At 72.7% G+C, this 25128-nt stretch carries 25 protein-coding genes; 11 read left to right on the forward strand and 14 right to left on the reverse strand.

The window, feature by feature from the left end:
• Positions 1-4 precede the first annotated feature (4 nt).
• A complete protein-coding gene (locus ABZ567_RS02770; RefSeq protein ID WP_360783825.1) occupies positions 5-835 on the forward strand; it encodes a serine hydrolase domain-containing protein in 831 nt (276 codons plus the stop codon).
• A 74-nt stretch (positions 836-909) separates the two neighbouring features.
• Here the strand turns inward: ABZ567_RS02770 and ABZ567_RS02775 are convergent, their stop codons facing one another.
• The 5 genes from ABZ567_RS02775 to ABZ567_RS02795 form a co-directional block, all read right to left on the reverse strand.
• Positions 910-1551, reverse strand: a complete 642-nt coding sequence (locus tag ABZ567_RS02775) for a hypothetical protein (protein ID WP_360783828.1) — start codon at positions 1549-1551, stop codon at positions 910-912.
• Positions 1548-2957 carry a HAMP domain-containing sensor histidine kinase gene (locus ABZ567_RS02780; protein ID WP_360785005.1) on the reverse strand — a complete coding sequence of 470 codons (1410 nt, stop codon included), beginning with the start codon at positions 2955-2957 and terminating at the stop codon, positions 1548-1550. Before ABZ567_RS02780 ends, ABZ567_RS02775 begins: the two co-directional genes overlap by 4 nt.
• 122 nt (positions 2958-3079) lie before the next feature.
• Entirely contained in the window at positions 3080-3763 is a 684-nt protein-coding gene (locus ABZ567_RS02785; RefSeq protein WP_360783831.1) for a response regulator transcription factor, read from the reverse strand.
• A 58-nt stretch (positions 3764-3821) separates the two neighbouring features.
• The gene (gene murJ, locus ABZ567_RS02790; protein ID WP_360783834.1) at positions 3822-5435 is read right to left on the reverse strand and encodes a murein biosynthesis integral membrane protein MurJ; all 1614 of its coding nucleotides are present in this window, start codon (positions 5433-5435) and stop codon (positions 3822-3824) included.
• The gene (locus ABZ567_RS02795; protein WP_360783837.1) at positions 5432-6607 is read right to left on the reverse strand and encodes a peptidoglycan bridge formation glycyltransferase FemA/FemB family protein; all 1176 of its coding nucleotides are present in this window, start codon (positions 6605-6607) and stop codon (positions 5432-5434) included. The genes murJ and ABZ567_RS02795 overlap by 4 nt, the downstream gene beginning before the upstream one ends.
• A gap of 207 nt (positions 6608-6814) precedes the next feature.
• On the opposite strand from ABZ567_RS02795, the gene ABZ567_RS02800 reads away from it, so the two are divergent.
• Complete coding sequence (locus ABZ567_RS02800; RefSeq protein ID WP_360783841.1) at positions 6815-7996, forward strand: Ig-like domain-containing protein; 1182 nt, start codon at positions 6815-6817, stop codon at positions 7994-7996.
• A 15-nt stretch (positions 7997-8011) separates the two neighbouring features.
• Here ABZ567_RS02800 and ABZ567_RS02805 read toward each other — a convergent pair whose 3' ends face one another.
• Entirely contained in the window at positions 8012-8665 is a 654-nt protein-coding gene (locus tag ABZ567_RS02805) for a pirin family protein (protein WP_360783843.1), read from the reverse strand.
• A gap of 82 nt (positions 8666-8747) precedes the next feature.
• Between ABZ567_RS02805 and fasR the strand changes: the two genes are divergently transcribed.
• The 5 genes from fasR (at position 8748) to fabF (ending at position 13669) form a co-directional block, all read left to right on the forward strand.
• Positions 8748-9929: a fatty acid biosynthesis transcriptional regulator FasR gene (fasR, locus tag ABZ567_RS02810; RefSeq protein WP_360783846.1), complete on the forward strand. Its 1182-nt coding sequence runs from the start codon at positions 8748-8750 to the stop codon at positions 9927-9929.
• Between the two features lie 89 nt (positions 9930-10018).
• Entirely contained in the window at positions 10019-10936 is a 918-nt protein-coding gene (locus ABZ567_RS02815) for an ACP S-malonyltransferase (RefSeq protein ID WP_360785007.1), read from the forward strand.
• 18 nt (positions 10937-10954) lie between these two features.
• Positions 10955-12022 carry a ketoacyl-ACP synthase III gene (locus ABZ567_RS02820; RefSeq protein ID WP_360783849.1) on the forward strand — a complete coding sequence of 356 codons (1068 nt, stop codon included), beginning with the start codon at positions 10955-10957 and terminating at the stop codon, positions 12020-12022.
• 56 nt (positions 12023-12078) lie between these two features.
• Positions 12079-12327 (forward strand): acyl carrier protein, encoded by a 249-nt coding sequence (locus ABZ567_RS02825; RefSeq protein WP_015033413.1) that lies wholly within the window; start codon positions 12079-12081, stop codon positions 12325-12327.
• Between the two features lie 79 nt (positions 12328-12406).
• Positions 12407-13669 carry a beta-ketoacyl-ACP synthase II gene (gene fabF, locus ABZ567_RS02830; protein ID WP_360783852.1) on the forward strand — a complete coding sequence of 421 codons (1263 nt, stop codon included), beginning with the start codon at positions 12407-12409 and terminating at the stop codon, positions 13667-13669.
• A 397-nt stretch (positions 13670-14066) separates the two neighbouring features.
• On the opposite strand, the gene ABZ567_RS02835 is transcribed toward fabF, so the two are convergent.
• Positions 14067-14294, reverse strand: coding sequence for a hypothetical protein (locus ABZ567_RS02835; RefSeq protein ID WP_360783855.1), 228 nt, complete (start codon positions 14292-14294; stop codon positions 14067-14069).
• Between the two features lie 66 nt (positions 14295-14360).
• Entirely contained in the window at positions 14361-14855 is a 495-nt protein-coding gene (locus ABZ567_RS02840) for a DUF3145 domain-containing protein (RefSeq protein WP_015033415.1), read from the reverse strand.
• Positions 14856-15114: 259 nt separating this feature from the next.
• On the opposite strand from ABZ567_RS02840, the gene ABZ567_RS02845 reads away from it, so the two are divergent.
• Positions 15115-16020, forward strand: coding sequence for an SGNH/GDSL hydrolase family protein (locus ABZ567_RS02845; RefSeq protein WP_360783858.1), 906 nt, complete (start codon positions 15115-15117; stop codon positions 16018-16020).
• 59 nt (positions 16021-16079) lie between these two features.
• Here the strand turns inward: ABZ567_RS02845 and ABZ567_RS02850 are convergent, their stop codons facing one another.
• Positions 16080-18515: a glycoside hydrolase family 3 C-terminal domain-containing protein gene (locus ABZ567_RS02850; RefSeq protein ID WP_360783861.1), complete on the reverse strand. Its 2436-nt coding sequence runs from the start codon at positions 18513-18515 to the stop codon at positions 16080-16082.
• Positions 18516-18665: 150 nt separating this feature from the next.
• Between ABZ567_RS02850 and ABZ567_RS02855 the strand changes: the two genes are divergently transcribed.
• Both ABZ567_RS02855 and ABZ567_RS02860 read left to right on the forward strand, forming a co-directional pair.
• On the forward strand, positions 18666-19271 hold the full coding sequence (locus ABZ567_RS02855) for a TetR/AcrR family transcriptional regulator (protein ID WP_360783864.1): 606 nt from the start codon (positions 18666-18668) through the stop codon (positions 19269-19271).
• A gap of 7 nt (positions 19272-19278) precedes the next feature.
• Positions 19279-19992 (forward strand): carbon-nitrogen hydrolase family protein, encoded by a 714-nt coding sequence (locus ABZ567_RS02860; protein WP_360783867.1) that lies wholly within the window; start codon positions 19279-19281, stop codon positions 19990-19992.
• 129 nt (positions 19993-20121) lie between these two features.
• On the opposite strand, the gene ABZ567_RS02865 is transcribed toward ABZ567_RS02860, so the two are convergent.
• From ABZ567_RS02865 to ABZ567_RS02880, 4 genes are all read right to left on the reverse strand, one after another.
• Complete coding sequence (locus ABZ567_RS02865) at positions 20122-20940, reverse strand: pectate lyase (RefSeq protein WP_360783870.1); 819 nt, start codon at positions 20938-20940, stop codon at positions 20122-20124.
• A 14-nt stretch (positions 20941-20954) separates the two neighbouring features.
• Positions 20955-21797, reverse strand: coding sequence for an EI24 domain-containing protein (locus ABZ567_RS02870; protein WP_360783873.1), 843 nt, complete (start codon positions 21795-21797; stop codon positions 20955-20957).
• Between the two features lie 122 nt (positions 21798-21919).
• Entirely contained in the window at positions 21920-22342 is a 423-nt protein-coding gene (locus ABZ567_RS02875; RefSeq protein WP_360783876.1) for an organic hydroperoxide resistance protein, read from the reverse strand.
• 64 nt (positions 22343-22406) lie between these two features.
• Entirely contained in the window at positions 22407-23426 is a 1020-nt protein-coding gene (locus tag ABZ567_RS02880; RefSeq protein WP_360783879.1) for an NADP-dependent oxidoreductase, read from the reverse strand.
• Positions 23427-23531: 105 nt separating this feature from the next.
• Here ABZ567_RS02880 and ABZ567_RS02885 point away from each other — a divergent pair, with 105 nt between their 5' ends.
• Positions 23532-23960 (forward strand): MarR family transcriptional regulator, encoded by a 429-nt coding sequence (locus ABZ567_RS02885; RefSeq protein WP_360783882.1) that lies wholly within the window; start codon positions 23532-23534, stop codon positions 23958-23960.
• A 20-nt stretch (positions 23961-23980) separates the two neighbouring features.
• Here ABZ567_RS02885 and ABZ567_RS02890 read toward each other — a convergent pair whose 3' ends face one another.
• A complete protein-coding gene (locus tag ABZ567_RS02890; RefSeq protein WP_360783884.1) occupies positions 23981-24985 on the reverse strand; it encodes a hypothetical protein in 1005 nt (334 codons plus the stop codon).
• Between the last annotated feature and the right edge of the window lie 143 nt (positions 24986-25128).

Below are 25128 nucleotides of genomic sequence, written 5' to 3' on the forward strand. Positions count from 1 at the left end.
CCGCATGCAGAGCAGCGTGCCGAGCCTGGCGTCGATCGAGAACTGGCCCGTCCCCACCGCGGCGGCCGCCGTCGTCCGCGCGGACGGCACCCTGGCGGGGTCCCACGGACCCACCGGGCGGCGGTTCCCCCTCGCCTCGGTCACCAAGCCGCTCGCGGCGTACGCCGTCCTCGTCGCGTACGAGGAGGGGGCGATCGACCTCGACGAGCCCGCGGGGCCCGAGGGCGCGACCGTCCGCCATCTCCTCGCCCACACCTCGGGGCTGGCCTTCGACGAGAGCCGGGTCATGGCCGCGCCCGGCACCCGCCGGATCTACTCGAACACGGGCTTCGAGGCGCTCGGCGACCATGTCGCCAAGTCGACCGACATCCCCTTCGCCGAGTACCTGCGCCAGGCGGTCCTGGAGCCGCTCGGCATGACCTCCACGTCCCTGGAGGGCTCGCCCGCCAAGGACGGTGTGTCGACCGTGGACGATCTGGTGCGGTTCGCCGCCGAGGTGCAGGCACCGAGGCTGCTCGACCCGCGTACCGTCCTGGACGCGATGAGCGTCACGTACCCCGGTCTGACCGGGATCCTGCCCGGTTACGGGCACCAGAGGCCGAACGACTGGGGCCTCGGCTTCGAGATCCGCGACGGCAAGTCCCCGCACTGGACGGGCGCCACCTCCTCGCCGCGCACCTTCGGGCACTTCGGGCAGTCCGGCACGTTCCTGTGGATCGACCCGGACGCGCGGGCCGCCTGCGTGGCGCTCACCGACCGGCCCTTCGGGACGTGGGCGATCGAGGCCTGGCCGCCGTTCACGGACGCGGTGCTCGCGGAGCTGCGGGCGGCTTGAGCGGGACCTGCGGGCGGCTTGAGCCGCACGTGCCGGGGGTTTGAGCGGCGGGCCCGCCGCCCGGGCCCGGTTCGTCAGTCGTCGCAGCGGGTGTTCGGCAGTGTGCCGTCCGCGCCGGCGACGGACACCTCGACCGCGCCGGCCGGGTGCGCCGCGTACGCCGCCGTGCAGACCAGTTGGCGGACGGCCGCGTCGGAGAGGCTCCCGACGGAGAACGGGGCCCGCAGCCTGAGCGCGACGCGCCCTTCCGTCACGGTCCCCTTCACGCCGGTCCCGATCGCCTCGACCCGCGGCGCCTGCCCGCTCGTCGGCAGGGCGGTGGTGATGCCGACGTCGGCCTCGGCGGGCCCGGGGCCCGCGACGAGGGCGGCGAGGACCTTGTCGGTGGGCAGGCCCCGGACGGTCCGGGCGTCGGCGGCCACCTCGTACCCCGGGCCGAACCCCTCGAAGGGGACGGCGGAGTCGCCGGGGCCGTCCGGCGTGGGGGTGGGCTCCGGGCCCGCAGGCCCGACCTCGCGGACCACCGGCATCGGCAGGCCGTCGGGGCCGAGGAAGAAGAGCACCATCCGCTCCTCGGGGATCGGCGCGACGACGACGGTCGCGGCCCCGCCCGCTTCGACGACGTCGCTGTTCTGTATGCCGCAGCCGGCGAGCGCCGCCAGGCCGGCGGCCGCCACCACGGACGCCAGGGCCGCGCCGGCCGGCCGGCGCTTCACAGGGGCATCCGTACGGTGAAGACCGCCCCGCCCCCGGGGTGGTCGGCGGCCGTGACGGTGCCTCCGTGCAGCCGGACGTTCTCCAGGGTGATCGCGAGCCCCAGGCCGCTGCCCGCCGAGCGGGTCCGGGCCTGGTCCGCCTTGTAGAAACGGTCGAAGACGTGCGGCAGGACGTCCGGGTGGATGCCGGGGCCCCGGTCGGCGACCTCCGTCACCAGCTCCTCCCCCTCCGCGTACAGCCGGACCGTCACCGGCGCTGCGCCGTGCCGCAGCGCGTTGCCGACGAGGTTGGCGACGACGACGTCGAAACGGCGCGGGTCGAGCCGGGCCCTGATGCCCTCGGTGAGGTACGGGGCGACCTGCTGCGGATCGGTCCAGTGCCGGTGCTGGAGGGTCTTGCGGACGCAGTCGGCGGCGTCGACCTCGTCCGTGTGGAGTTCGGCGGCCCGCGCGTCGAACCGGGAGATCTCCATGAGGTCCTCGACGAGCACGGCGAGCTTCCCGGTCTCGGCACTGATCAGACGGACCGCGCGGGCGGTGTCGCTGTCGAGGCTCCCGGCGTCCTCGTCGAGGACCTCGGTGACGGCGAGCATCCCGGCGAGCGGGGTGCGCAGTTCGTGCGAGACGTCGGAGGCGAAGCGGCGGGCGCGGGCCTCGGCGTCGCGGAGTTCCGCGACGGAACGTTCCAGCTCGGCGGCGGACTGGTTGAACGTCCTGGCGAGGTCGGAGAGTTCGTCGCTGCCCTTGGCGTGGATACGCGTGTCGAGGCGGCCGCGCCCCATGCTGTGGGCCGCGTGGCGCAACTCCCGTACCGGGCGGAGCACACCGCGCGCGGCGATCAGCGCGGGGATCAGGGCTACGGCGAGGGCGGGGAGGGCGCCGTCGCGGGCGGCGGCGACCATGGCCTCGATGTTCGCCTCCTCCTCCGTGAGGTCCAGGACCGCGTAGACGACGAGGCCCGTGCGCTGGGGCGGGCCCGCGGGTGACCGGGCGTGGAAGACGGCGGGCACGGCGATGGTGAGGTACGGGGTGCCGCCCTTGACGACCCGCTGGAAGCTGCCGTGCGGGGTGGTCTGGCCGGTGGCGCGGTCCCGCAGCTCCTGGGTGATGACGGAGGAGGTCGGCCTGTCGGTGGACGAGACACGGAGGGTGCCGTACTCGGCGTAGACGCGCCAGGGGCGGGGCTTGCCCTGGCGGGCGATGTGGAGGAGCGCGGTCCGCAGCTGTTCCGCCTCGACGGGCAGCGCGACGGAGAGGTTGTCGACCTGCTCGCGGAACGCCGAGACGGCGGTGTCCTGGGTCTGCTCCAGGACGGCGGTGCGGGCGGCCCGGTAGGTGAGGGCGGCGGTGGTGCCGCAGCCGACGGCGGCGACGAGCAGGAACGCGAGGACGAGACGGGTGCGCAGGCCGAAGGGGTGGGGACGGAGGCGGGGCGCGCGTGCCTTCCGTCGCGGGGCCCGGCCGGGCTCGTCCCGGTCCGTGTCCTGAGCCCCGTGGCCGGTGCCCGGCTCCGGGCGCAGACAGGCCTTCACAGGGGTCCGAAGCGGTAGCCGAAGCCGCGCAGGGTCTGGATGTAGCGGGGTTCGCCCGGGGTGTCCTCGATCTTGTTCCGCAGGCGCCGGACGCAGGCGTCGACCAGGCGGGCGTCGCCGTGGTAGCTGTGCTCCCAGACGTGTTCGAGGAGCTGCTGACGGCTGAAGACCTGTTCGGGCGCGGCCGTCAGGTGCAGCAGCAGCTTCAGCTCGGAGGGGGCGAGGGCGACGCGCTCGCCCGCCTTGGCGACGGTGAGTCCGGCGCGGTCGATGGAGAGTTCGCCGTGGGACTCGACGGCCGACCTGCTGCCGGCCGGTTCCTCGATGCGGCGCAGGACGGCCCGTATGCGGGCCTCGATGACCTCGGTACGGGCGGGCTTGACGATGTAGTCGTCGGCGCCCGCCTCCAGGCCGATGACGACGTCGAAGTCGTCGCCGCGGGCGGTCAGCATGATGATCGGCAGCTGGCTGCTCTCGCGGACGCGGCGGCAGACCTGGACGCCGTTCATTCCGGGCAGCATCAGGTCGAGCAGCAGCAGATCGGGCCGGAACTCGGCGAGCGCGTCGAGCCCGGCTTCCCCGGTGGGCGCGGTGCGCACCTCGTGCCCGCGGCGCCGGAGGCCGAGCTCGACGCCTTCGCGGACGGAGGGGTCGTCTTCTATGAGGAGCACGCGGGGCATCTGTGGAGTATCCCAAGGTGGACGGGCTGGAACGGGACGGGGTCGGGGGGCGTCCGCGTCAGCGGCGGTGGAGGCGGGTCGTGCCGGACCTCAGGAGCGTCTGGAGTTCGGTGAGCCGGAGGGGGTGGGCCAGCGTCGCGAAGGCCGTCAGGATCGTCAGCGCGCCCGCGAGTCCGGCCGGCACCGCCCCCGCCGGGCCGGTGAGGTCGGTGACGAGGAACCCGTACCCGGCGGCGGGCACGGCCGCGGCGAGGAGCCGCACGAGCGCGGGTCCGGCGCCGCCGCCGGACGGGGTCCCGCCGAGCCGGCGCCGCAGGACGTACGCCGTGAGCGCCCAGCCGGCCCACAGGGCCAGCGAGTACCCGGCCGCCATGCCGACGACGGCCCAGCGGGTCGGCAGGTACTGGTGGGCGGCGAACGACAGCGCCGCGTTCAGTCCGGCGATCACCAGGTTGAGCAGGAACGGGGTGCGGGTGTCGCGCAGGGCGTAGAAGGCGCGGGTGCACACGTGCTGCCCGGACAGGGCGACCAGGCCGGGCGCGAAGGCCATCAGGATCCAGGACATCGCGCGGATGTCGTCACCGGTGGTCGCCCCGTACCGGAAGACCACCGTCATCAGCGGTACGGCGAGCGCGAGGAGGGCGCAGGCCGCGGGGACGACCGCCGCCGAGCTGGTCCGCAGTGCGTACGAGACGTCCCGCCGGACCGCCGCGAGGTCGCCGTCGGCGGCCGCGCCGCTCATCCGGGGCAGCAGCGCGGTGACGAGGGAGACGGTGATGATGCCGTGCGGGACGGTCCACAGCAGGTAGGCGTTGTTGTACGCGGCGAGGCCTCCGCCGCTGACGGACTCGCCCGCCGAGGTGGCGAGCAGGGTGGTCACCCAGTACGCGGCCTGGTTGGTGAGGACGAGCAGCACCAGCCAGCCGGCCGAGCGCAGCGGCTCGCCGAGGCCGCTGCCGCGCCAGTCGAGGCGGGGCCGCCAGCGGAAGCCGGCGGCGCGCAGCGAGGGCACGAGGGCGAGGGCCTGGAGCGCGATGCCGGCGGTGGTGCCCCAGCCGAGGAGCGCGGTCTCGCCGGGGCTGAGGGTCCCGCCGTCGCTCACCACGAGGAAGAGGGCGAAGACGGCGACGACGACGTTGTTGAGGACGGGCGTCCACATCATGGCGCCGAACCGGCCGCGGGCGTTGAGGATCTGGCCGAGGAGGGTGAAGAGCCCGAGGAAGAGGATCTGCGGCAGGCACGCGCGCGCGAAGGCGACCGTCATCTCCCTCTGCTCGCCGGCGTAGTCGGTGTACGTGTCGACGATCAGGGGCGAGGTGAGGACCGCGCCGGCCGTGATCACGGTCAGGGCGAGGGCGCAGAGGGTGAGGAGCCGGTCGGTGTAGGCGACTCCGCCGTCCTCGTGTTCCTTGGCGGCCTTGACCAGTTCGGGGACGAAGACCGCGTTGAGGGCGCCGCCGAGGAGCAGCATGTAGACGATGGTGGGGACGGAGTTGCCGACCGCGTAGCCGTCGGCGACGTAGCCCGCGCCGAGGGCGGCCGCGACGACGGCCGCCCGGACGAAGCCGGTGGCGCGGGAGACGAGCGACCCGGCGGCCATGAGCGCACCGCTGCGGAGGGCGGACGGCGTGCCCTTCGCCCGCGGGCGTTCGGCGGTGAGCGTGGCCGTCATCGGCGGGCCAGGTACGTCTGGAAGGCGCGGTACAGCGCGTGGTTGGTCGTGCCTCGCATCGGTGTCTCCCACTCCCCCAGCGTCTCGACGACCTGGCCGCCGGTGCCGAGCTTCCAGCGGAGGAGCCCGTGGGCGCGGTCGTCCGGATCGAGGGTGGAGGGTACCCCGCGCAGGTCGTAGACGGCGGCGCCGAGGGCGTGCGCGTCGAGCAGCATGCGCCACTGGAGGGCGTTGGAGGGGCGGACCTCGCGGCGGTGGTCGGCGGACGCGCCGGTCTGGTACCAGACGCGGCCGCCGACGGTGACCATGGTGTGGGCGGCGAGGATCTCGCCCTCGTGGCGGGCCAGGTAGAGCTTCATGCGGCCGGGCTGTTCGGCGTTGAGGACGGCGTACTGGCGCTCGTAGTACGCGAGGGAGCGGCCGAGCCGGAAACCGTCGCGTTCCTCGGTGACGCGGAGCAGCCGGTAGAACTCGGGCAGGTCGGCGGCCGATCCGAGGGTGACCTCGACGCCGGACCTGCGGGCCTTGCGGACGTTGCGGCGCCACTCCTGGTTGAGGCCGCTCCACAGGTCGTCGGTGGTGCGTCCGGCGAGCGGGACCTGGAAGACGTGCCGGGGCTGGGCGTCGGCGCCGTCCTCGGACTCGCCGCCGCAGCGGCGCCAGCCGCGTGCCCGCAGGCGTTCGGCGACGACGGTGCCGAGCGGGTCGACCTCGTCGGCGAGGACGTCGGCGAGTCGGCGGCGGGGCCCGGTGCCGGCCTTGACGGTGGCGGCGGTCCACCGGCGGTGGGCGGGCCCGGGGCCGATGCGTACGGCGAAGGCGCCCGAGGCGCGCAGATGCCCGAGCAGCGGGTCGAGCCAGCCGTCGACGTCGGGGTCGGACCAGTCGGCGACGGGCCCTTCGGGAAGGTAGGCGAAGTACTTGCGGGTGCCGGGGAAGGGCCGGAGCAGCACCAGGGCGACACCGGTCAGCTCGCCTGACTCGGGCCCCCACCCGATGAGTTGGTGACTCCAGCCATCCTTCACGTGGGCCCAGGAGGGGACTTGGAGGAAGCTGGGTCCGTCGGCGCCGGAGCGGGTGGCGAGGAAGGCACGGTAGACCTCGGGTGTCACGGGGCCGAGCCGCAGGGCGCGGTGGTCGGCGGGTGCGGCCGTCACGAGCAGCGCTGACACAACGGGAGCCTCCTGGTTCCGCCCCTCGGTGGTGGGGCGCACAGCAGGCTCACAGCCGGATTCGACGGAAGCGCGCGGTCGATGTGACCGGACCATGACCGTTCCGTCGCAGCCCTCGTCACAGGGGCTCCGCACGGCCCTCGGGGGCCGCAGCCGCCCTACAGTCCGAAACATCCCACTCGCTCCTCTCTCCTGCGGAGGTCCTCCGTGCCGCGCATCCACACCCGCATACGCACCCCCCGTCCCCTTCTCGCCGCAGTGGCGCTGAGCGTCTCCCTCACGGCCTGTTCGGCGCAGGCGGCGGACGGCCCTCCACGGGCGGGCGGCCCCGCCTCGGCCGCTCCCCGGGCGAAGGTGACCGTCGTGGACCCGGCGGCGGGCCGGCCGGTGACCGTGACCGCGTCGGGCGGCACGATCGCCGTTGTCAAGGTGGCCGACTCGGACGGCGGGGCGCTCACCGGCCGTACGGGCGCGGGCGGCACCCGCTGGGTCTCGGACCGCAAGGCGGCGCCCGGTTCCTCGTACACGGTGGAGGTGACCTCCCGTACGGCCGACGGCAAGGAGTCGACGACCCGGTCCTCCTTCACCACCCCGGAGCCGGAGCGGGTCAACAAGCTGACCCTGACGCCGGGCAGGAACAGCACGGTGGGCATCGGGCATCCGCTGTCGATCGTCTTCGACCTGCCGGTGACGCGGAAGGCGGACGTGGAACGGCAGTTGAAGGTGACGACGTCGAACGCCACCGAGGGGTCCTGGGGGTGGGTCAAGGACTACTCGGGCCGGGACCGGGCCGACTGGCGTCCCCGGGAGTACTGGAGGCCCGGCACGAAGGTCACCCTGGAGGCGGACCTGAACGGCACGGATTCGGGCGGCGGCTGGTTCGTACGGGACTACCGCACCGGCTTCACGATCGGCGCCGCGCAGATCGTGAAGGTCGACCTGGACCGGCACACGCTGACCCTGCGGCGGGACGGCCGCACCGTCCGTACGATCCCGGTCTCCGGGGGCACCCCGGGCGGCGACAAGCGGTCCTGGCGGGGTACGGCCGTCCTGATGGCGAAGGAGGGCACCATCAACATGAACTCGGAGACGGTGGGCCTCGGGGACGCGTACGACAAGGACGTCGACCACTCGATGCGGCTGACGTGGTCGGGGATGTACGCGCACGCGGCGCCGTGGAACGCGAGGTACTTCGGCAACGCCAACATGAGCTCGGGCTGCATCGGCATGAGCGACGCCGACGCGGCGTCCTTCTACGCCTCGGTGAACGTCGGGGACCCGTTCGAGATCACCGGGCGCGACACGAAGGGGGTCGTCGCCGAGGGGAACGGATACGGGGCGTGGAACCTGAGCTGGGCGGACTGGCAGCGCAGGAGCGCGGTGCGCTGAGGTCGGTGCGGGCGGCTAGCGCGCCCCCATCTCCCAGAGCAGGACTTCCGCTTCTTCCGTCGCGGCGAGCCCGAGACCCCTGGCGTCGGTGAGCCTGGCCGCGTCGCCGGGGGCCAGGTCCTCGAGGCCGAGCCGTACCGCCCCCCGCACCACGTGGACGTAGACGTCACCCGCCTCCGGTACGGGGGTGGAGGCGCCCGCCCTCAGGCGGTGGACGTGCAGGACCGCGCCCGCAGCCGGCAGGGCGTACGGCCCGTCGAGGCCGCGGACCACCTCGTACGACGGTTCCCCGGCCGGTGACAGCGGCGCGAGCCACATCTGTACGAAGACCAGGGGCACGTCGGCGTCGTTGCGCTCGACGTGCCGGACGCCGTCGGCGGCGCTGAGCCGCTGGAGGTCGCCCGCGCGGACGACCGTGGTGTGGCCGGCCGTGTCGTGGTGGGTCAGTTCGCCCTCGACGACCCAGGTCACGATCTCGGTGTGGCTGTGCGGGTGCTCGTCGAATCCGGCGCCGGGCGCGAGCCGCTCCTCGTTGCAGGCGAGGAGGGCGCCGAAGCGGAGGTTGTCCGGGTCGTAGTGCGGCCCGAAGGACAGGGCGTGCCGGGTCTCGATCCCGGCCGCGGGGTCGCCCCCGGGGTACCGCTCGGCGGCGCGCTGGATACGTGTCACGGGCCCCACGCTAGTGCCGCACCCGGAGGGGAACACGCCCCGACCCCGCACACCGCCGTCCCGATAAGGCAGTCTTGTCCCCGTGCCAGAACCCACGAAAGTCCCTCACCCGCACACCGCGACCCTGAAGCGTCTCGAACAGTCCTCCGGGCGGCTCGCCGCCAACGCCATTGCCCGCATGGACGAGACGTTGCCGTGGTACCGGGCGATGCCGCCCGAGAACAGGTCGTGGATCGGTCTGGTCGCCCAGGCCGGTATCGCCGCTTTCACGGAGTGGTTCCGGCACCCCGAGACCCCGCAGGCGATCTCGACGGACGTCTTCGGCACGGCGCCCCGCGAGCTGACCCGGGCGATCACCCTGCGCCAGACCGTGGAGATGGTCCGCACCACGATCGAGGTCATGGAGTCGGCGATCGAGGAGGTCGCCGCCCCCGGCGACGAGTCGGTGCTCCGTGAGGCACTCCTCGTCTACGCCCGGGAGATCGCGTTCGCGACGGCCCAGGTGTACGCGCAGGCCGCCGAGGCCCGGGGCGCCTGGGACGCGCGCCTCGAATCGCTCGTGGTGAACGCGGTCCTCTCCGGCGAGGCCGACCAGGGCGCCGTCTCCCGCGCGGCGGCCCTCGGCTGGAACTCCCCGGATCATGTGTGCGTGATCCTCGGCACGGCTCCCGACGGTGACAGCGAACTGACGGTGGAGGCGATCCGGAGGGCTGCCCGGCACGCCAAGCTCCAGGTCCTCACCGGTGTGCTCGGTGACCGTCTGGTCGTCATCGCGGGCGGCAACGACAACCCGCTGGCCGTGGCGAAGGCCCTGATCGGCCCGTACGCGGCGGGCCCGGTCGTCGCGGGTCCCGTCGTCCCCGACCTGCTCGCCGCGACCCGCTCCGCGCAGGCGGCGGCGGCCGGACTCAAGGCGTGCACGGCCTGGCAGGACGCCCCCCGGCCCGTCCTCGCGGACGATCTGCTGCCGGAGCGCGCCATCGCCTCCGACCCTTCGGCGCGCGAGCAGTTGGTGGAGGAGATCTACAGACCGCTGGAGGAAGCGGGCTCGGCGCTCCTCGAAACTCTCAGTGTCTACCTGGAGCAGGCCAGCAGCCTGGAAGGCGCGGCCAGAATGCTCTTCGTCCACCCGAACACCGTGCGCTACCGGCTTCGGCGTGTGACCGACGTCACCGGCTGGTCACCCTCCGATGTCCGCTCCGCGTTCACCCTGCGGATCGCGCTCATCCTGGGACGCTTGGCCGACGGAGATCCGCAGTCCTAGACTTTTGTCGAACACCAACAATTACCCCGACGGTTCTTCGTCCCTGTCCCCACGGGCGCTCGGAGCCGTCCCCAAGAGAGAGTGTGAGGGTGCTCGTACTCGTCGCTCCCGGCCAAGGCGCCCAGACGCCCGGCTTCCTGACCCCCTGGCTCGAACTCCCCGGTGCCGCCGACCGCGTCGCGGCCTGGTCCGACGCCATCGGGCTCGACCTCGCCCACTACGGCACGAAGGCGGACGCGGACGAGATCCGTGACACCGCCGTGGCACAGCCCCTCCTCGTCGCCGCCGGCCTGCTGTCCGCCGCCGCGCTCGGCGAGTGGTCGCCCGGCATCGTCGCCGGCCACAGCGTCGGCGAGTTCACCGCCGCCGCGTTCGCGGGTGTGCTCGACGACACCGCCGCGCTGCGTCTCGTACGGACCCGCGGGCTCGCCATGGCCGAGGCCGCGGCGATCACCCCGACCGGTATGTCGGCGCTGCTCGGCGGCGACCCCGAGGTGACCGTCCCGCACCTGGAGAAGCTGGGCCTGACCCCGGCCAACGTGAACGGCGCCGGCCAGATCGTGGCCGCCGGCACGCTGGAGCAGCTCGCGGCCCTGGAGGGCGACATGCCCGAGGGTGTCCGCCGGGTCGTCGCGCTGAAGGTCGCCGGCGCCTTCCACACCCACCACATGGCCCCGGCCGTGGCGAAGCTGGAGGCGGCGGCGAGTGAGCTGTCCCCGGCCGCGCCGACCACCCGTTACGTCTCCAACAAGGACGGCCGGGTCGTCAGCGACGGCGCCGAGGTCGTGGCGCGTCTGGTCGGCCAGGTCGCCAACCCGGTCCGCTGGGACCTGTGCATGGAGACCTTCCAGGATCTGGGTGCGACCGCGCTGATCGAGGTGTGCCCCGGCGGCACCCTCACCGGCATCGCCAAGCGGGCCCTCAAGGGCGTCGCCACGGTCGCCCTCAAGACTCCTGACGACCTCGACGCGGCCCGTACGCTCATCGCTGAGCACGCGGCCGTCTGACAAGGAGTGTCGAGAAGCATGTCGAAGATCAAGCCCAGCAAGGGCGCCCCGTACGCACGGATCCTCGGTGTGGGCGGCTACCGCCCCACCCGGGTCGTGCCGAACGAGGTGATCCTCGAGACGATCGACTCGTCCGACGAGTGGATCCGCTCGCGCTCCGGAATCGCCACCCGGCACTGGGCCTCGCCCGAGGAGACCGTTGCCGCCATGTCGGTGGAGGCCTCGGGCAAGGCCATCGCCGCCGCCGGGATCGACCCGGACCAGATCGGCGCCGTGATCGTCTCCACGGTCTCGCACTTCAAGCAGACCCCGGCCGTCGCCACCGAGATCGCCGACAAGATCGGCGCCGGGAAGCCGGCCGCGTTCGACATCTCCGCCGGCTGCGCGGGTTTCGGCTACGGCCTGACCCTCGCCAAGGGCATGATCGTCGAGGGTTCCGCCGAGTACGTCCTGGTCATCGGTGTCGAGCGGCTCAGCGACCTGACGGACCTGGAGGACCGCGCGACGGCCTTCCTGTTCGGCGACGGCGCCGGCGCCGTGGTCGTCGGCCCCTCCGACGTACCGCACATCGGCCCGACCGTCTGGGGCTCCGAGGGCGACAAGTCCGAGACGATCAAGCAGACCGTCCCGTGGAACGAATTCCTCCCCCACTCTCGGCTTCGCTCGAGCGGGGGGACCCCCACCGGCGACGTCTCGAAGCTGCCCCTCAACGAGCGGGGCGAGATCAAGTTCCCCGCCATCACGCAGGAGGGCCAGGCGGTCTTCCGCTGGGCCGTCTTCGAGATGGCGAAGGTCGCCCAGCAGGCGCTGGACGCCGCCGGCATCTCGGCGGACGACCTGGACGTCTTCATCCCGCACCAGGCGAACATGCGGATCATCGACTCGATGGTGAAGACGCTGAAGCTTCCGGAGCACGTCACGGTCGCCCGCGACGTCGAGACCACCGGCAACACGTCGGCGGCGTCGATTCCGCTCGCGATGGAACGACTCCTGGCGACCGGCCAGGCGAAGAGCGGCGACACGGCGCTCCTCATCGGCTTCGGGGCGGGTCTCGTCTTTGCCGCGACGGTCGTTACCCTCCCCTAGGCACTCCGGTTCTCCCGGAAGCCCGTACCCAAGCAATCACAAGAAGGAGCGCCACCATGGCCGCCACCCAGGACCAGATCGTCGAAGGCCTCGCCGAGATCGTCAACGAGATCGCCGGCATCCCGGTCGAGGACGTCCAGCTGGACAAGTCCTTCACCGACGACCTGGACGTCGACTCGCTGTCCATGGTCGAGGTCGTCGTCGCCGCCGAAGAGCGCTTCGACGTCAAGATTCCGGACGAGGACGTCAAGAACCTCAAGACGGTCGGCGACGCTGCCGACTACATCCTGAAGCACCAGGCCTGATTCGGCCCCAGCTGACTCGGTCCGCCACCCGGCGGTGGCGCCGTATTCCGACCATCACACACATGGAGAACGAATTCCTGTGAGCTCGACCAATCGCACCGTGGTCGTCACCGGTATCGGCGCAACGACACCGCTGGGTGGCGACTCCGCATCGACCTGGGAAGGTCTGATCGCGGGACGTTCCGGCGTCAGGCCCCTGGAGGGCGAGCGCTTCGCCGAACTGCCCGTCCAGATCGCCGCGACGGCCGCCGTCGACCCCGGCGACGTCCTGCCCCGCCCGCTCGCCCGCAAGCTGGACCGCTCGGCGCAGTTCGCCGTGATCGCGGCCCGTGAGGCATGGGCCGACGCGGGCTACACCGCTCCGGCCGGCGACGATGAAACGATCGTTCCCGAGCGGCTCGGCTCCGTCATCGCCTCCGGCATCGGCGGTGTCACCACCCTGCTCGACCAGTACGACGTGCTGAAGGACAAGGGCGTCCGCCGCGTGTCCCCGCACACCGTGCCCATGCTCATGCCGAACAGCCCCTCCGCCAACGTGGGCCTCGAGGTGAACGCCCGAGCCGGTGTCCACACCCCGGTCTCCGCGTGCGCGTCGGGTGCCGAGGCGATCGGCTACGCCGTCGAGATGATCCGTACCGGCCGTGCCGACGTGGTCGTCGCCGGTGGTACCGAGGCCGCGATCCACCCGCTGCCGATCGCCGCCTTCGCCAACATGATGGCGATGTCCAAGAACAACGACGAGCCGACGAAGGCCTCGCGTCCCTACGACACCGGCCGTGACGGCTTCGTGCTCGGCGAGGGCGCGGGCGTCGTGATCCTGGAGTCCGAGGAGCACGCGAAGGCGCGCGGCGCGCGCATCTACTGCGAGGTCCTCGGCCAGGGCCTGTCGGCCGACAGCCACCACATCGCGCAGCCCGAGCCGACCGGCCGGGGCATCGCCGCCGCGATGCAGAACCTGCTGGACGCGACGGACCTCAAGCCGTCGGAGGTCGTCCACCTCAACGCGCACGCCACGTCGACGCCGCAGGGTGACGTCGCCGAGATCAAGGCGCTGCGGAAGGTCCTGGGCGACGACCTCGACCACGTCGCGATCTCCGCGACGAAGTCGATGACCGGCCACCTCCTCGGCGGCGCGGGCGGCATCGAGACCGTCGCGACGGTCCTGGCGCTCCACCACCGCCTGGCCCCGCCCACGATCAACATCGACGACCTGGACCCGGCCGTCGAAGCGGACATCGTCCGCGACGAGCCCCGCGAACTCCCGCAGGGCACGATCGCCGCGATCAACAACAGCTTCGGCTTCGGCGGCCACAACGTGGTGCTGGCGTTCCGCACGGTCTGACACCCGGCAGCACCGGCCGGACGGAGTCCGGCACAGCGCCCCGAAGCCCGCGAAGCGGCGCGAGGGACGCACGAGGAAGAGGCCAACAGCTTCGGCTTCGGCGGCCACAACGTGGTGCTGGCGTTCCGCACGGTGTGACACCGCCCGGCATCTGACGAAGGCCCACCCCCGGCCCGGGGGTGGGCCTTTTCGGTGGGTCAGCGCAGCGCGAAGGCGGCCGGTTCGGTCTGGAGCAGGACCTGGTTGTGATCGGCACGGTCACGGTCGGGGCGCCCTTGTGGTCGAAGCCGAGGAAGGCGTGGGTGCCCCGGGCGTCCGCTTCGTCGACGGCGACGACGGCCGGGGAGACGGAGACGACCGACGCGGAGGCCTTCGACTCGACGGGCAGGTCGCGCACTCACCGCTGGGTTCCGGTACGGGTGTCGAGGACGAGGAGCCGGGCCCTCTTGCCGCACTGTTCGACGACGAGGGTACGGGTGGCGTCGGCGTCGAGCGCCAGGGTGCCGCACCCTGTGGGCAGGGTCCGCTGCCAGCGCCCCGTCGCCAGGCTCCGCCGGCCACTGCCGCCCCCCAGGAAGGCCGCCGCCGCCCCGAACGCGGCGCCCGCTGTACCGTCACGTGTCACGTCTCTCCCGCCCGGCGTGCCCCTGCTCGCCCGGTGCGGAATCTCCAGCGCGCCGGTGAAGGCCCGTCAGACGACCTGGTGGAGCCAGCGGACGGGCGCACCCTCGCCCGCGTACCGGAAGGGCTCCAGTTCGTCGTCCCAGGGCTTCCCGAGGAGTTTGGCGATCTCCGCCTCCAGCTGGGTCTCGCCCTGCGCGGAGCGCGCGAGGGCGGCCCGCAGCCGGTCCTCGGGGATCAGGATGTCGCCGTGCATGCCGGTGACGGCATGGAAGATGCCCAGGTCGGGGGTGGCGCTGTAGCGCTCGCCCTCGGCGGTCGGGCAGGGTTCCGCGGTGACCTCGAAGCGGAGCATCTGCCAGCCGCGCAGTGCGGAGGCGAGTTCGGAGGCGGTGCCGGTGCGGCCCTGCCAGGAGAACTCGGCTCTCCAGGTGCCGGGGGACGCCGGCTGGCGGATCCAGTCGAGCTGGACCCTCGCACCGAGGACACCCGCGACCGCCCATTCGACGTGCGGGCACAGCGCGCGCGGGGCGGAGTGAACGTACAGGACTCCACGTGTCGTCACCGGGACCTCCAGTGTGGGACGAGGTTCGCCTTTCCCAGCGGCCTCAGTAAACATCATCAGACTCAAAACATCGCAAACCCTTAAAAAGGGGACAGCATGTGACGTGATGTAATTTACCGGAGCCGGTCGGCAAAGGCGCCTCTGGTTCGACGGGGGAAAAGCTACCGTGCCGCACCGGCGTCGGTGTGACGTACGGTCGGTCCGAGGCCGGGTGAACACCAAGCTTTCACTCGCCAGGACGCCGAAGGAGGGGCCGGGGATGCGTGGCCGACGCCGATTCCGTAGCGCCGTCGCGGCCGCGACGGCCGCTCTGCTGTGCGGGGGCGTCCTGTCCGGCTGCACCTCGGGAGAGCCCGCGGCCGAAGACGCGACCAGGGCGGCCACGACGCGGCCGACGCCGAAGCCGGCACCCGAACGAGAACCCCTGTGGGACGTCTCCCCCGCCTCCGTCGCCGCCGTCGGCGACTCCGTCACCCGGGCGTTCGACGCCTGCGACGTCCTCGCGGACTGTCCGGAGGTGTCCTGGGCGACCGGCACCGACACCACGGTGAACAGTCTGGCGCTGCGCCTCCTCGGCCCGGCGGGGGTGGCCACCCGCAGCTGGAACCTGGCGCGGACGGGCGCCCGGATGGCGGAGCTTCCGGAGCAGATGGCCGCGGCGGCGGCCGAGAAGCCCGAGCTGGTGACGGTGATGATGGGCGCGAACGACGCCTGCCGGCCCACCCCGGATCTCATGACCCCGGTCGCCGATTTCCGCTCGTCCTTCGAGACGGCGCTCGCCCGGTTGCGCAAGGGCGCCCCGAAGGCGCAGGTGTACGTGGCGAGCGTGCCCGACCTCAAGCACCTGTGGTCGACGGGGCGGCTGATCCCCGAGGGGCTGGAAGTGTGGAAGCTGGGGATCTGCGGCTCGATGCTGGCGGACGCGACGGACCTCGGTCCGGCGGCTGAGCGGCGGCGGACCACGGTCCATGAGCGGGTGGTCGCGTACAACACGGTCCTGAGGGATGTCTGCGCGAAGGACGCGCGGTGCCGGTACGACGGCGGGGCGGTCTTCGGTTTCCGCTTCGACGGCGGGCAGTTGAGCCCGTGGGACTGGTTCCATCCGAGCAAGGACGGGCAGGCGCGGCTCGCGGAGCTGGCGTACCGGCGGATCACGGAGGAGTGAGGGGCCCCGGGGCGGTTGTCAGGTGCCGCCCCGGGGCCGATCCGGGGCCCGTCGGGAGGTCAGAGCTCCAGGGTGGCGGTCAGGCGGGTGTCGCTGAGGGAGCGGGCGGCCCGCACCTCGTAGGTGCCGGGGACGAGGGTCCAGCCGTTCGTCTCCTCGTCCCAGATCTGGAAGGCGCGGCGGGGCAGCGCGATCCGCGTCTCGACGGTCTCGCCGGGTCCGGCTTCGACGCTCGCGAAGCCGGCCAGCCAGCGATGGGGGCGGTCGGGACCGTGGGTGCGCGGCGCCAGGTAGATCTGGACGACCTCGCGGCCGGGCCGGTCGCCGGTGTTCGTGATCCGCACGGTGGCCGCCTCCGGTCCCACGACGAGGGAGTCGTACGACCAGGTGGTGTAGCCGAGGCCGTGGCCGAAGACGTACGCGGGGGCTTCCTGGATCCGGTCCCAGGCGCGGTAACCGATGAAGAGGCCCTCGCTGTAGGCGAGTTCGCCCGCGACGGGGGTGACGTCGGCGACGGGGACGTCGGCGAGGGTGACGGGCCAGGTGGTGGGGAGGCGGCCGCCGGGCTCCTCGGCGCCGGTGAGGACGTCGGCGAGGGCGGCGCCGCCCTCCTGGCCGGGGAACCAGGTGAGCAGGATCGCGGCGACGTCCTCGCGCCAGGGCAGTTCGACCGGGGAGCCGGCGTTGACGACGACGACCGTGTTCGGGTTGACGGCGGCCACGGCCCGTACGAGCTCGTCCTGGCGTCCGGGGAGGGCGAGGTCGGTGCGGTCGAAGCCCTCGGACTCGACGCGTTCGGTGGTGGCGACGACCACGACGGCGGTGTCGGCGGCGCGGGCGGCTTCGACGGCCTCGGCGATCAGTTCGTCGGGGTCACGGCGCGGACCGAGGTGGACGAAGGAGAACATGACGGCCGGCAGCGGGGTCGCCAACTCCTTGTCCAGGGTGTGGAGCAGGGACACCTCGACGGTCTCGCCGGCGGTGAGCCCGACCCTGGCCCGCTCGACCGGGGAGCCGAAGAACGCCTCGAAGGGGTCGGTCTCGGGGCCCATCGCCTGGACGCCGTCGAAGACGGTCCGGCCGGCGACGGTGAGGGTGTAACCGCCGAGGCCCCGGGTGCCGAAGGAGTGCGTGCCCGTCTCGCGCGGGGTGAAGGTGCCGACGACCTCGACGGAGGCGAGGACCTCGTGGGTGACGCCGGCCGGCAGGTCGTCGCCGATCCACTGGACCTGCCCGTTGGGCAGGGACCCCTCGCCGAGGAGTCGGCCCTCGGCGTCGCGGCAGCGGGCGCGGAGGGTGAATCCCTGGTCCGCGGGGGCGAGTTCGTCGCTGGGGTCGGCGCCGACGGTGAAGGTCAGAGCACCTTCCGGGAGGGCGGCGGTGAGACCGTCGAGCGGGGAGACGACGTGCTCGGGGAAGACCTGGGCGGAGCCGCCGCCGAGGACGCGGGCGTCACGGGCGGCGGCGCCGGAGAGGGCGACGGTACCGGGCCTCAGCGGCAGGGCGTCGTTCTCGTTCCGTACGAGGACGAAGCCGCGGCGGGCGATCTCGCGGGCGAGGGCGTCGCCGTCGATCACGGCCGGGGGTTCGGTGACGACCGGAGGGGCTCCTTCGAGGGCGCCGACGCGGGCGGCGAGCCGCAGGACGTTGCGTACGGCCGTGTCGACGGTGGACTCCTCGACCTCGCCGGCGCGGACGGCGGCGGCGAGGGCCTCGCCGTAGACGGTGACGGGGCCGGGCATGGCGACGTCGAGGCCGCCCTCGATGCCGCCGGTGGTGGAGCGGGCGGCCATCCAGTCGGAGACGTTGGCGCCGTCGAAGCCCCACTCGCCGCGCAACACCTCGTTCACCAGGTGGCGGTGCTCGGTCATGGTCACGCCGTTGACCCCGTTGTAGGCGGTCATGATGCCCCAGGGACGGGCGTTCTCGACGATGGCCTCGAAGGGGGCGAGGTAGAGCTCGCGGAGCGGGCGCGGGTCGATCCTGTTGTCGACGGTGAAGCGGTCGGTCTCGGCGTCGTTGGCGACGAAGTGCTTGACGGTGGTGCCGACGCCGCCGTCCTGGACGCCCTGGACGTAGCCGGTGCCGACGGCTCCGGTGAGGAGCGGGTCCTCGCTGTAGGTCTCGAAGTGGCGGCCGCCGAGCGGGGTGCGGTGCAGGTTGACGGTGGGCGCGAGCAGGACGTGGACGCCCTTGCGGCGGGCCTCCTGGGCCAGGAGGCGGCCGGCGCGGCGGGCGAGGGCGGGATCCCAGGCGGCGGCGAGCGCGGTCGGGGACGGCAGGGCGACGGACGGGTCGTCGGCGGTCCAGCGGACACCGCGGACGCCGACGGGCCCGTCCGACATGACCAGGGACCTCAGGCCGATCTCGGGCAGGGCGGGCAGGGACCACATGTCCTGACCGGCGAGCAGCAGGGTCCTGGTGTCCAGGTCGAGCTTGGCGAGTGCCGCCTCGACGACCTCTTCGCGTGCCGTGTCCGCGCCGGTCTCCGTCATGGCCGTACCTCCTCGTTGACGTACTGGTGACCCCGATGCGGTCATCGTGCCCCCACCTACCTGTAGATCGGTAGGTAAGGTTATCGTTTTGTTACGTAGGGAAGGGGTACGGTCCTGTCGGAAACGCGGACGCGGAAGGGGACCACGGCGATGGTGCGGGCCAGGAGCGAGGAGCGGCGCACGGACATCCTGCGCGCCACCCTCGAGGTGATCGCCGAGCGCGGCTACCGGGGCGCCACCCTCGCCTCCGTCGCCGAGCGGGTCGGGCTGACGCAGCAGGGACTCCTGCACTACTTCCCGACGAAGGAGGCGCTGCTCGTCGCCGTCCTGGAGGAGCGCGACCGCTGGGACACGAGCGGCGGCCGGGACCCCGAGGGCTGGCGGCTCGACCTCCTGGAGTCCCTCGTCGAGTACAACGCGATGCGGCCCGGCATCGTGCAGACCTTCTCCGCGCTGCTCGGCGAGAGCGTCACGGACGAGCACCCGGCGCGCGCCTTCTTCACCGAGCGGTACGCGCAGGTGCGGGCGAACATGGCGCGTGTGCTGCGCCTGGAGTTCGGGGAGCGGCTGCCCGGCGGCCTGACCCCCGAGCGGGCCGCCCCGCTCCTGACGGCCGTGATGGACGGCCTCCAGTACCAGTGGCTCCTGGACCCGGCGGCGGTGGACATGCCGACCGCCTTCCGCGACTTCCTGCGGCTGCTGTACGGCGGCGGGGGCCGGGGCCCGGATTCCGGCACCGCCGGGGGCGCGGGATGATGGGGCCATGATCGTCGCAGCCACCCAGTTCGCCCCGGTCGCCGGGGACATCGACGCCAACGTGCGGACCGTCGCCGGTCTGGTCCGGGACGCCGGGGCCGGGGGCGCCCGGGTGGTCGTCTTCGCCGAGCTGTGCCTCAGCGGGTACGAGCCGACCCTGATCCGGGACGCTCCGGGGCTCGTGCTCTCCGAGGACGACCCCCGCCTCGAACCCGTACGGGAGGCCTGCCGCGCGGTCTCGGCGGTCGCCGTGGTCAACGGGCCGGTGCGGACGCCCGGTTCGCGCCCGGGGCTCGCCACGCTGGTGATCGGCCCGGACGGCTCGCTCCTCACCCGCTACGACAAGCGGCATCTGTACGGGATCGAGCGGGAGGTCTTCGCGCCGGGCACCGCCGACGGGCGGTTCACGCTCGACGGCGTCCGGTTCGCCCTGGCCACCTGCTACGACAACCGCTTCCCGGAACTGGCCGAGCGTGCCGCGGCCGACGGCTGCGCGGTCTACCTGGCGAGTTCGGTGCTCTCCGTCGACAACGACTCGTTCGAGAAGGTGTATCCGGTGCGAGCCCGGGACTTCGGTCTGTACGTGGTGCTCGGCAACGTCCTGGGGCCCAACGAGGACGGGGTCGGCTGCGGCGGGGCCGGGGCCTGGGGGCCCGGCGGGGTGCGGATCGCGGACGCGGGGACCGACGGGCCGGGCTTCGCGCTCGCCGAGGTCGGCTGAGCGGGCCGCCCGGCCCGAGGAGGACCGGGCGGCCGCCGTCCCGTCAACCGTGTCGACGGTCGCACCGGCCGTCGCACCGGCCGTCATGGCCGCCGGACGTACGGGCCGTCGTCACCGTCGGACGTACCGTCAGTCGTAGGAGAGGTCTCCGGCCGAGTAGCGGCAGGTGGTGCCGTCGGGGCCGGTGCCGATCTCCTTCGGCTCCTTTCCGGTGTTGTTGCCGGTGAAGCGGACGCACGGCTTGATCTTCTTCTTGGGGTCGCCGTGGACGCGGACGTTCCGCAGGCTCGCGGTGTCGCCGTAGTTGGCGTTGACGCCGACGATCGACGTGCCGGGTGCGGTGATGTCGACGTCGTTGATCACGATCGTGCGCGGGTACTGCTTCTTGCAGTTGCCGCAGGAGCGGACCAGCTTTCCGAAGTCGGAGACCTGGAACTTGTTCACGACCAGCTTGCCCGCGCCGTTGAACTGGAAGACCTTGTCGGACGCGCTCTTCGCGCCGCCGCCGTGGACCGCGTACACGGAGGACGCCGAGGTGCCCTTGAAGGTGGCGGCGTCCTCGCCGACGTTCTCCCACCAGACGTTCTGGAGGGTGCAGCTGCCCAGGCAGTGGACCCCGTCGGCGGCCGGCGCTCCGATGACCACGTTCTTGAGGACGGCGCCGTCCTTGAGGACGAAGAGGGGCTTCTGGCTCTCGTCCTGGCCGTCGGAGCCGAGCGCACCGGTGCCGTAGTGGCGCTGGAGCTTGCCGTCGTACGTGCCGGAGAACTCGATGCTCGCGGGGACCGGCTTGCTGCCCTTCGCCTGCGGCCAGGCGGCCACCGCGCTCGCGGCGCCCGCAGGAGCGAGCAGGGTGGCGGTGACGACGGCCGCCCCGGTGATGCCGAGGGCGCTCAGGCCGCCGATGACCGCGCGCCGGCGGCCGGTCTTCCGCTTGTGTGACGTCATGGGTGTTTCTTCCTTCAGTGGGGGAAGTGGTGCACCCCTTGGTCGCCACCGGAGGAAGGAAGGTTGCCGCCTGCGTGACCGCTCTTCCGGAAGAGGTCGTTCCGGTCGTCGTCGCCGGCCGTCTCGCCCCGCAGGTCCCGGGCCATCAGGGTGGCGCCCGCGACGGCTCCCGGCATCAGGAAGACCGCGACGAGGGGCACCAGGAAGGAGAGGGTCAGCGGGACACCGAAGCCGAGGACGGCCGTCCGGCGGCCGCGCAGCAGCGCGAGGCGCTCCTTGAACTCGACGCCCCGGCGCTGGAGCGCGACGGACGTCAGCTCCTGGGTGAGGAAGAAGCCGGAGACGCAGAAGCCGATGACGGGCACGACGGTCTGGCCGACCACCGGGATGAAACCGCAGGCGAAGAGCAGGATGCCGTAGAACGCCACCCGCAGCAGGACCCGCAGGCTGTCACGGGCCGAGATCAGCAGCTCCCGCCAGAGCGGCAGCCCCGACTCGGGCACCTCGCCGCCCTCGCTGCGGTCGACCGCCTCCGAGAGGGACTCGTAGAACGGCTGGCCCACGAGCAGGGTGACGGCGGTGAAGGTGATGACCGCGAGGAAGAGCCCGAAGACGAAGACCAGCGCGGTCAGGGTGCCGCGGAGGGCGCCGAGCCACGGCGAGGACCAGTCGTCGGCGAACGGGGTCGCCCAGGCGGCCAGGTCGTCGGCGCCGTAGCCGAGGCCGACGAGGGCGCCCGCGTAGAGCACGAGGGTCACGAGTCCGGGCAGGAGCCCGAAGCCGAACCACCGTCCGTGCCGACCGACCCACTTCTGGCCCTTTACCAGGTACCCGAAACCCACCCCGAGATCACGCATGGGGCCACTTTATCGGGGACGGTGACGGGCGGGCCGGGCGCCCGGCGCCGGTGCCACGGGTAGACGACGAGGACCGCACCCCGGGCGGGATGCGGTCCTCGTGCGGTCCTGCGGGTCCGGACTCAGGCGGTGAGCTCGACCGTGATGTTGCCGCGGGTCGCCTTGGAGTACGGGCAGACCTGGTGGGCCTTCTCGATCAGGCTCTTGGCCGTCTCGGCGTCCACGTTCGGAAGGGTCGCCGAGATCTTCACGATGATGCCGAAGCCGTCGTCGTTCTTGCCGATGCCGACCTCGGCGGTGACGGTCGAGCCGGAGATGTCGGCCTTCTCGTTGCGGGCGACGACACCGAGGGCGCCCTGGAAGCAGGCGCTGTAGCCCGCCGCGAAGAGCTGCTCGGGGTTGGTGCCCGCACCGGAGCCGCCCATGACCTTGGGCGGGTTGACGACGAGGTCGAGCTGACCGTCGTCGGTGGCGACACGGCCGTCACGCCCGCCCTCGGCGGTGGCGACGGCGGTGTAGACGACGTCGGAGTGCTGGATCGACATGCGTGGTACTTCCTTCATGGGTTCGCCGCGACTCGCGCCCACGATCGCGACGGCTGAGGGAAGACTAACGGGTCACCGAGACGATCATCTTTCCGGTGTTGTCGCCGCGCAGCAGACCGAGGAACGCCTCCACGCCGTTCTCGATGCCTTCGACGAAGGTCTCGCGGTGCTTCAGCTCACCGGATCCGAGCCAGCCGCCGACCTCCTGGACGAACTGCTGCTGCAGGCCGTAGTGGTCGCCGACGAGGACGCCCTGGAGCCGCAGCCGCTTGCCGATGATCATCGCCATGTTGCGCGGGCCGGGCACCGGCTCCGTGTCGTTGTACTGCGCGATCATGCCGCAGATGGTGGCGCGGCCGTGCACCTTGAGCGAGGAGATCGCGGCTTCGAGGTGGTCCCCGCCCACGTTGTCGAAGTAGACGTCGATGCCGTCCGGGGCGGCCTCGCGGAGCTGGTCCTTGACCGGGCCGTCCTTGTAGTTGAAGGCGGCGTCGAAGCCGAGCTCCTCGACGAGCCACTTGACCTTCTCGTCGGAGCCGGCGGAGCCGATGACCCGGGAGGCGCCCTTGAGCCGCGCCATCTGGCCGACCTGACTGCCGACGGCACCGGCGGCGCCGGAGACGAAGACCGCGTCGCCCTCCTTGAAGGAGGCGACGTCGAAGAGGCCCGCGTAGGCCGTGAGGCCGGTCATGCCGAGCACGCCGAGGTAGGCGGAGAGGGGGGCGAGCTCCGGGTCGACCTTGGTCGCGTGCTGGGCCGGCACGTCGGCGTACTCGCGCCAGCCGAGGCCGTGCAGGACGTGGTCGCCGACGGCGAATCCCTCGGCGTTCGACGCGATGACCTCGCCGACCGCGCCGCCGTCCATGGGGTGGTCCAGCTTGAACGGCGGGACGTACGACTTCACGTCGTTCATCCGGCCGCGCATGTACGGGTCGACCGAGAAGTGCAGGTTGCGCACGAGGACGCGGCCCTCGGCGGGCTCGGCGACCGGGGTCTCGCGCAGGGCGAAGTCCGTGGGGGCGGGCCAGCCGTGCGGCCGGACGACGAGGTGCCACTCACGGCTGGACGCGGGAAGAACGGACATGAGCACGGCCTCCGGAAAAGGTTGAGATCACAAAAGATTAACTACCTGAAACAACCATGCGCCTCGATATTTCATGTTGTCAAGTATCTGGGTAGGATGTATCCCATGGCTCCCTCACGCACGGACCCGCTGACCGTCGAAGTCGTCGAGCTGATCGGCTCCGTCGTGGCGCGCTACTACGAGGAGTACGAGCAGGCTGCCGCGCAGCACTCGCTGACCGGCGCCCAGGCCCGGGTCCTCGGCCTACTCTCGCTCGACCCGCTGCCGATGCGCCGCATCGCCAAGAAGCTGAAGTGCGAGCCGTCCAACATCACCGGGATAGTGGATCGCCTGGAGGCCAGGGGCCTGGTGGAGCGGCGCCCGGACCCGGCCGACCGCCGCGTGAAGCTTGCCGTCCCCACGGAGCAGGGCCGCGACACGGCCCGCCGGCTGCGCGAGTCCCTCGATTTCGCCCGCGAGCCGCTGGGCGAGCTGACCGACGTCGAGCGCACGCTCCTGCGGGACCTCCTGAAGCGCATGCTGGGCGAGGCCTGACGGGTCGGCCCGGAGAAGCCCTAGACGCACCACCAGAGGAAGTAGCTGCAGGTCGGCTCCGGCTTCGGCGGCGTGGGGGTGGCGGTCGGCGTCGGTGCGGTCGTCGACGGGGCGGGACCGCCGGTCGTCGACGTGGGGGACGGGGTCGCCCCGCTCTCCGTGGCGGACGCCGTCGCGGTGGGGGTGGACGACGGCGACGCCGGATCGGTGGAGGGCGGGGAGGGCGACTCCGCGGGAGCGCCCTCGCCCCCGTCCCCCGTACCGGATCCGGTCCCGGGCCCCGTACCCGCCCCCGTCGCGGATTCGGGACCCGAGCCTGCGCCGGAGTCCGCGCTCGCGGCCGAGCCGGCGCCCGCACCCGGCCCCGTGCCCGATTCCGCGCTCACTCGGCGGGGGCGCGTCGGTGTCTGCGAGACCGGGGAGGGGCCCGAGCCGTCCGGGAGGTCGGCGCTCTCGACGGCTTCCGGGGAGACCGTGACCTCGGGGACCTCCTGCTCCTCGACGACCGTGGCGGCGCCCAGCGCCTCCGGCTCCTCCAAGGCCATGCGGGCCAGGGTCAGCGAGCCGGCGGCGAGCACCAGACCCAGCGTCCCGACCAGGACCGTACGGCCCCGGCGGCCCCGCGCCCGCCTGCTCCCCCGAGCGGCGGACCGCCCACCGGCGGCGCGGCGGCCCGGGTCGCCGGAGCGGCCCCGGGCGGCACGGCGGCCACCGGTCGCGCGACCCGGCGGCTCGACGACGTCGAGTTCGTAGTCGAGTTCGTAGACGTGCTCGGGCTCGACCGGCCGCACGGGTTCGACCGGCGGCACGGGTTCGACCGGCCGCACGGGCTGCGCCGACGGGGCCGACGGCACCGGCAGGCCCGGTACGGACGGGGGCGCCGGCTCGGCCGGAGGGGCCTGCTGGACGGGTGTCCAGGCGGGTGTGCGGGGGGTCTCGTACCGCAGCTCCTCGACGGGAGTCCCGCACCCGGCACAGGCGAGGGCCCCGTTGAGATGCCGCCGGCACGCGTGGCAGTAGTCCATGGGCCCCGCAGGCTATGCGGCCCGGCACGGCCACAGGTAGGCGCGGACGTGAGGATCCTGTGAGGAAGCCGCAGGTCGGCGGCGGTGCGTCGCGATTCTCCCGCTTCGGTACGACCCGGAGGCCGCGCGGGGCCGGGCCCCGG

The organism is Streptomyces sp. NPDC016459 (assembly GCF_040632845.1).
Classification (GTDB): Bacteria; Actinomycetota; Actinomycetes; order Streptomycetales; family Streptomycetaceae; genus Streptomyces.

What these genes read in the sequence shown, in the direction of transcription:
- ABZ567_RS02820 (WP_360783849.1), top strand. Translation starts at nt 10,955, where the DNA reads ATGTCGAAGATCAAGCCCAGCAAGGGCGCCCCGTACGCACGGATCCTC.
- ABZ567_RS02845 (WP_360783858.1), top strand. Translation starts at nt 15,115, where the DNA reads ATGCGTGGCCGACGCCGATTCCGTAGCGCCGTCGCGGCCGCGACGGCC.
- ABZ567_RS02770 (WP_360783825.1), top strand. Translation starts at nt 5, where the DNA reads ATGCAGAGCAGCGTGCCGAGCCTGGCGTCGATCGAGAACTGGCCCGTC.
- ABZ567_RS02875 (WP_360783876.1), bottom strand. Translation starts at nt 22,342, where the DNA reads ATGTCGATCCAGCACTCCGACGTCGTCTACACCGCCGTCGCCACCGCC.
- murJ (WP_360783834.1), bottom strand. Translation starts at nt 5,435, where the DNA reads ATGACGGCCACGCTCACCGCCGAACGCCCGCGGGCGAAGGGCACGCCG.
- ABZ567_RS02785 (WP_360783831.1), bottom strand. Translation starts at nt 3,763, where the DNA reads ATGCCCCGCGTGCTCCTCATAGAAGACGACCCCTCCGTCCGCGAAGGC.
- ABZ567_RS02860 (WP_360783867.1), top strand. Translation starts at nt 19,279, where the DNA reads ATGATCGTCGCAGCCACCCAGTTCGCCCCGGTCGCCGGGGACATCGAC.
- ABZ567_RS02885 (WP_360783882.1), top strand. Translation starts at nt 23,532, where the DNA reads ATGGCTCCCTCACGCACGGACCCGCTGACCGTCGAAGTCGTCGAGCTG.
- ABZ567_RS02870 (WP_360783873.1), bottom strand. Translation starts at nt 21,797, where the DNA reads ATGCGTGATCTCGGGGTGGGTTTCGGGTACCTGGTAAAGGGCCAGAAG.
- ABZ567_RS02825 (WP_015033413.1), top strand. Translation starts at nt 12,079, where the DNA reads ATGGCCGCCACCCAGGACCAGATCGTCGAAGGCCTCGCCGAGATCGTC.
- ABZ567_RS02850 (WP_360783861.1), bottom strand. Translation starts at nt 18,515, where the DNA reads ATGACGGAGACCGGCGCGGACACGGCACGCGAAGAGGTCGTCGAGGCG.
- ABZ567_RS02880 (WP_360783879.1), bottom strand. Translation starts at nt 23,426, where the DNA reads ATGTCCGTTCTTCCCGCGTCCAGCCGTGAGTGGCACCTCGTCGTCCGG.
- ABZ567_RS02890 (WP_360783884.1), bottom strand. Translation starts at nt 24,985, where the DNA reads ATGGACTACTGCCACGCGTGCCGGCGGCATCTCAACGGGGCCCTCGCC.
- ABZ567_RS02865 (WP_360783870.1), bottom strand. Translation starts at nt 20,940, where the DNA reads ATGACGTCACACAAGCGGAAGACCGGCCGCCGGCGCGCGGTCATCGGC.
- ABZ567_RS02855 (WP_360783864.1), top strand. Translation starts at nt 18,666, where the DNA reads ATGGTGCGGGCCAGGAGCGAGGAGCGGCGCACGGACATCCTGCGCGCC.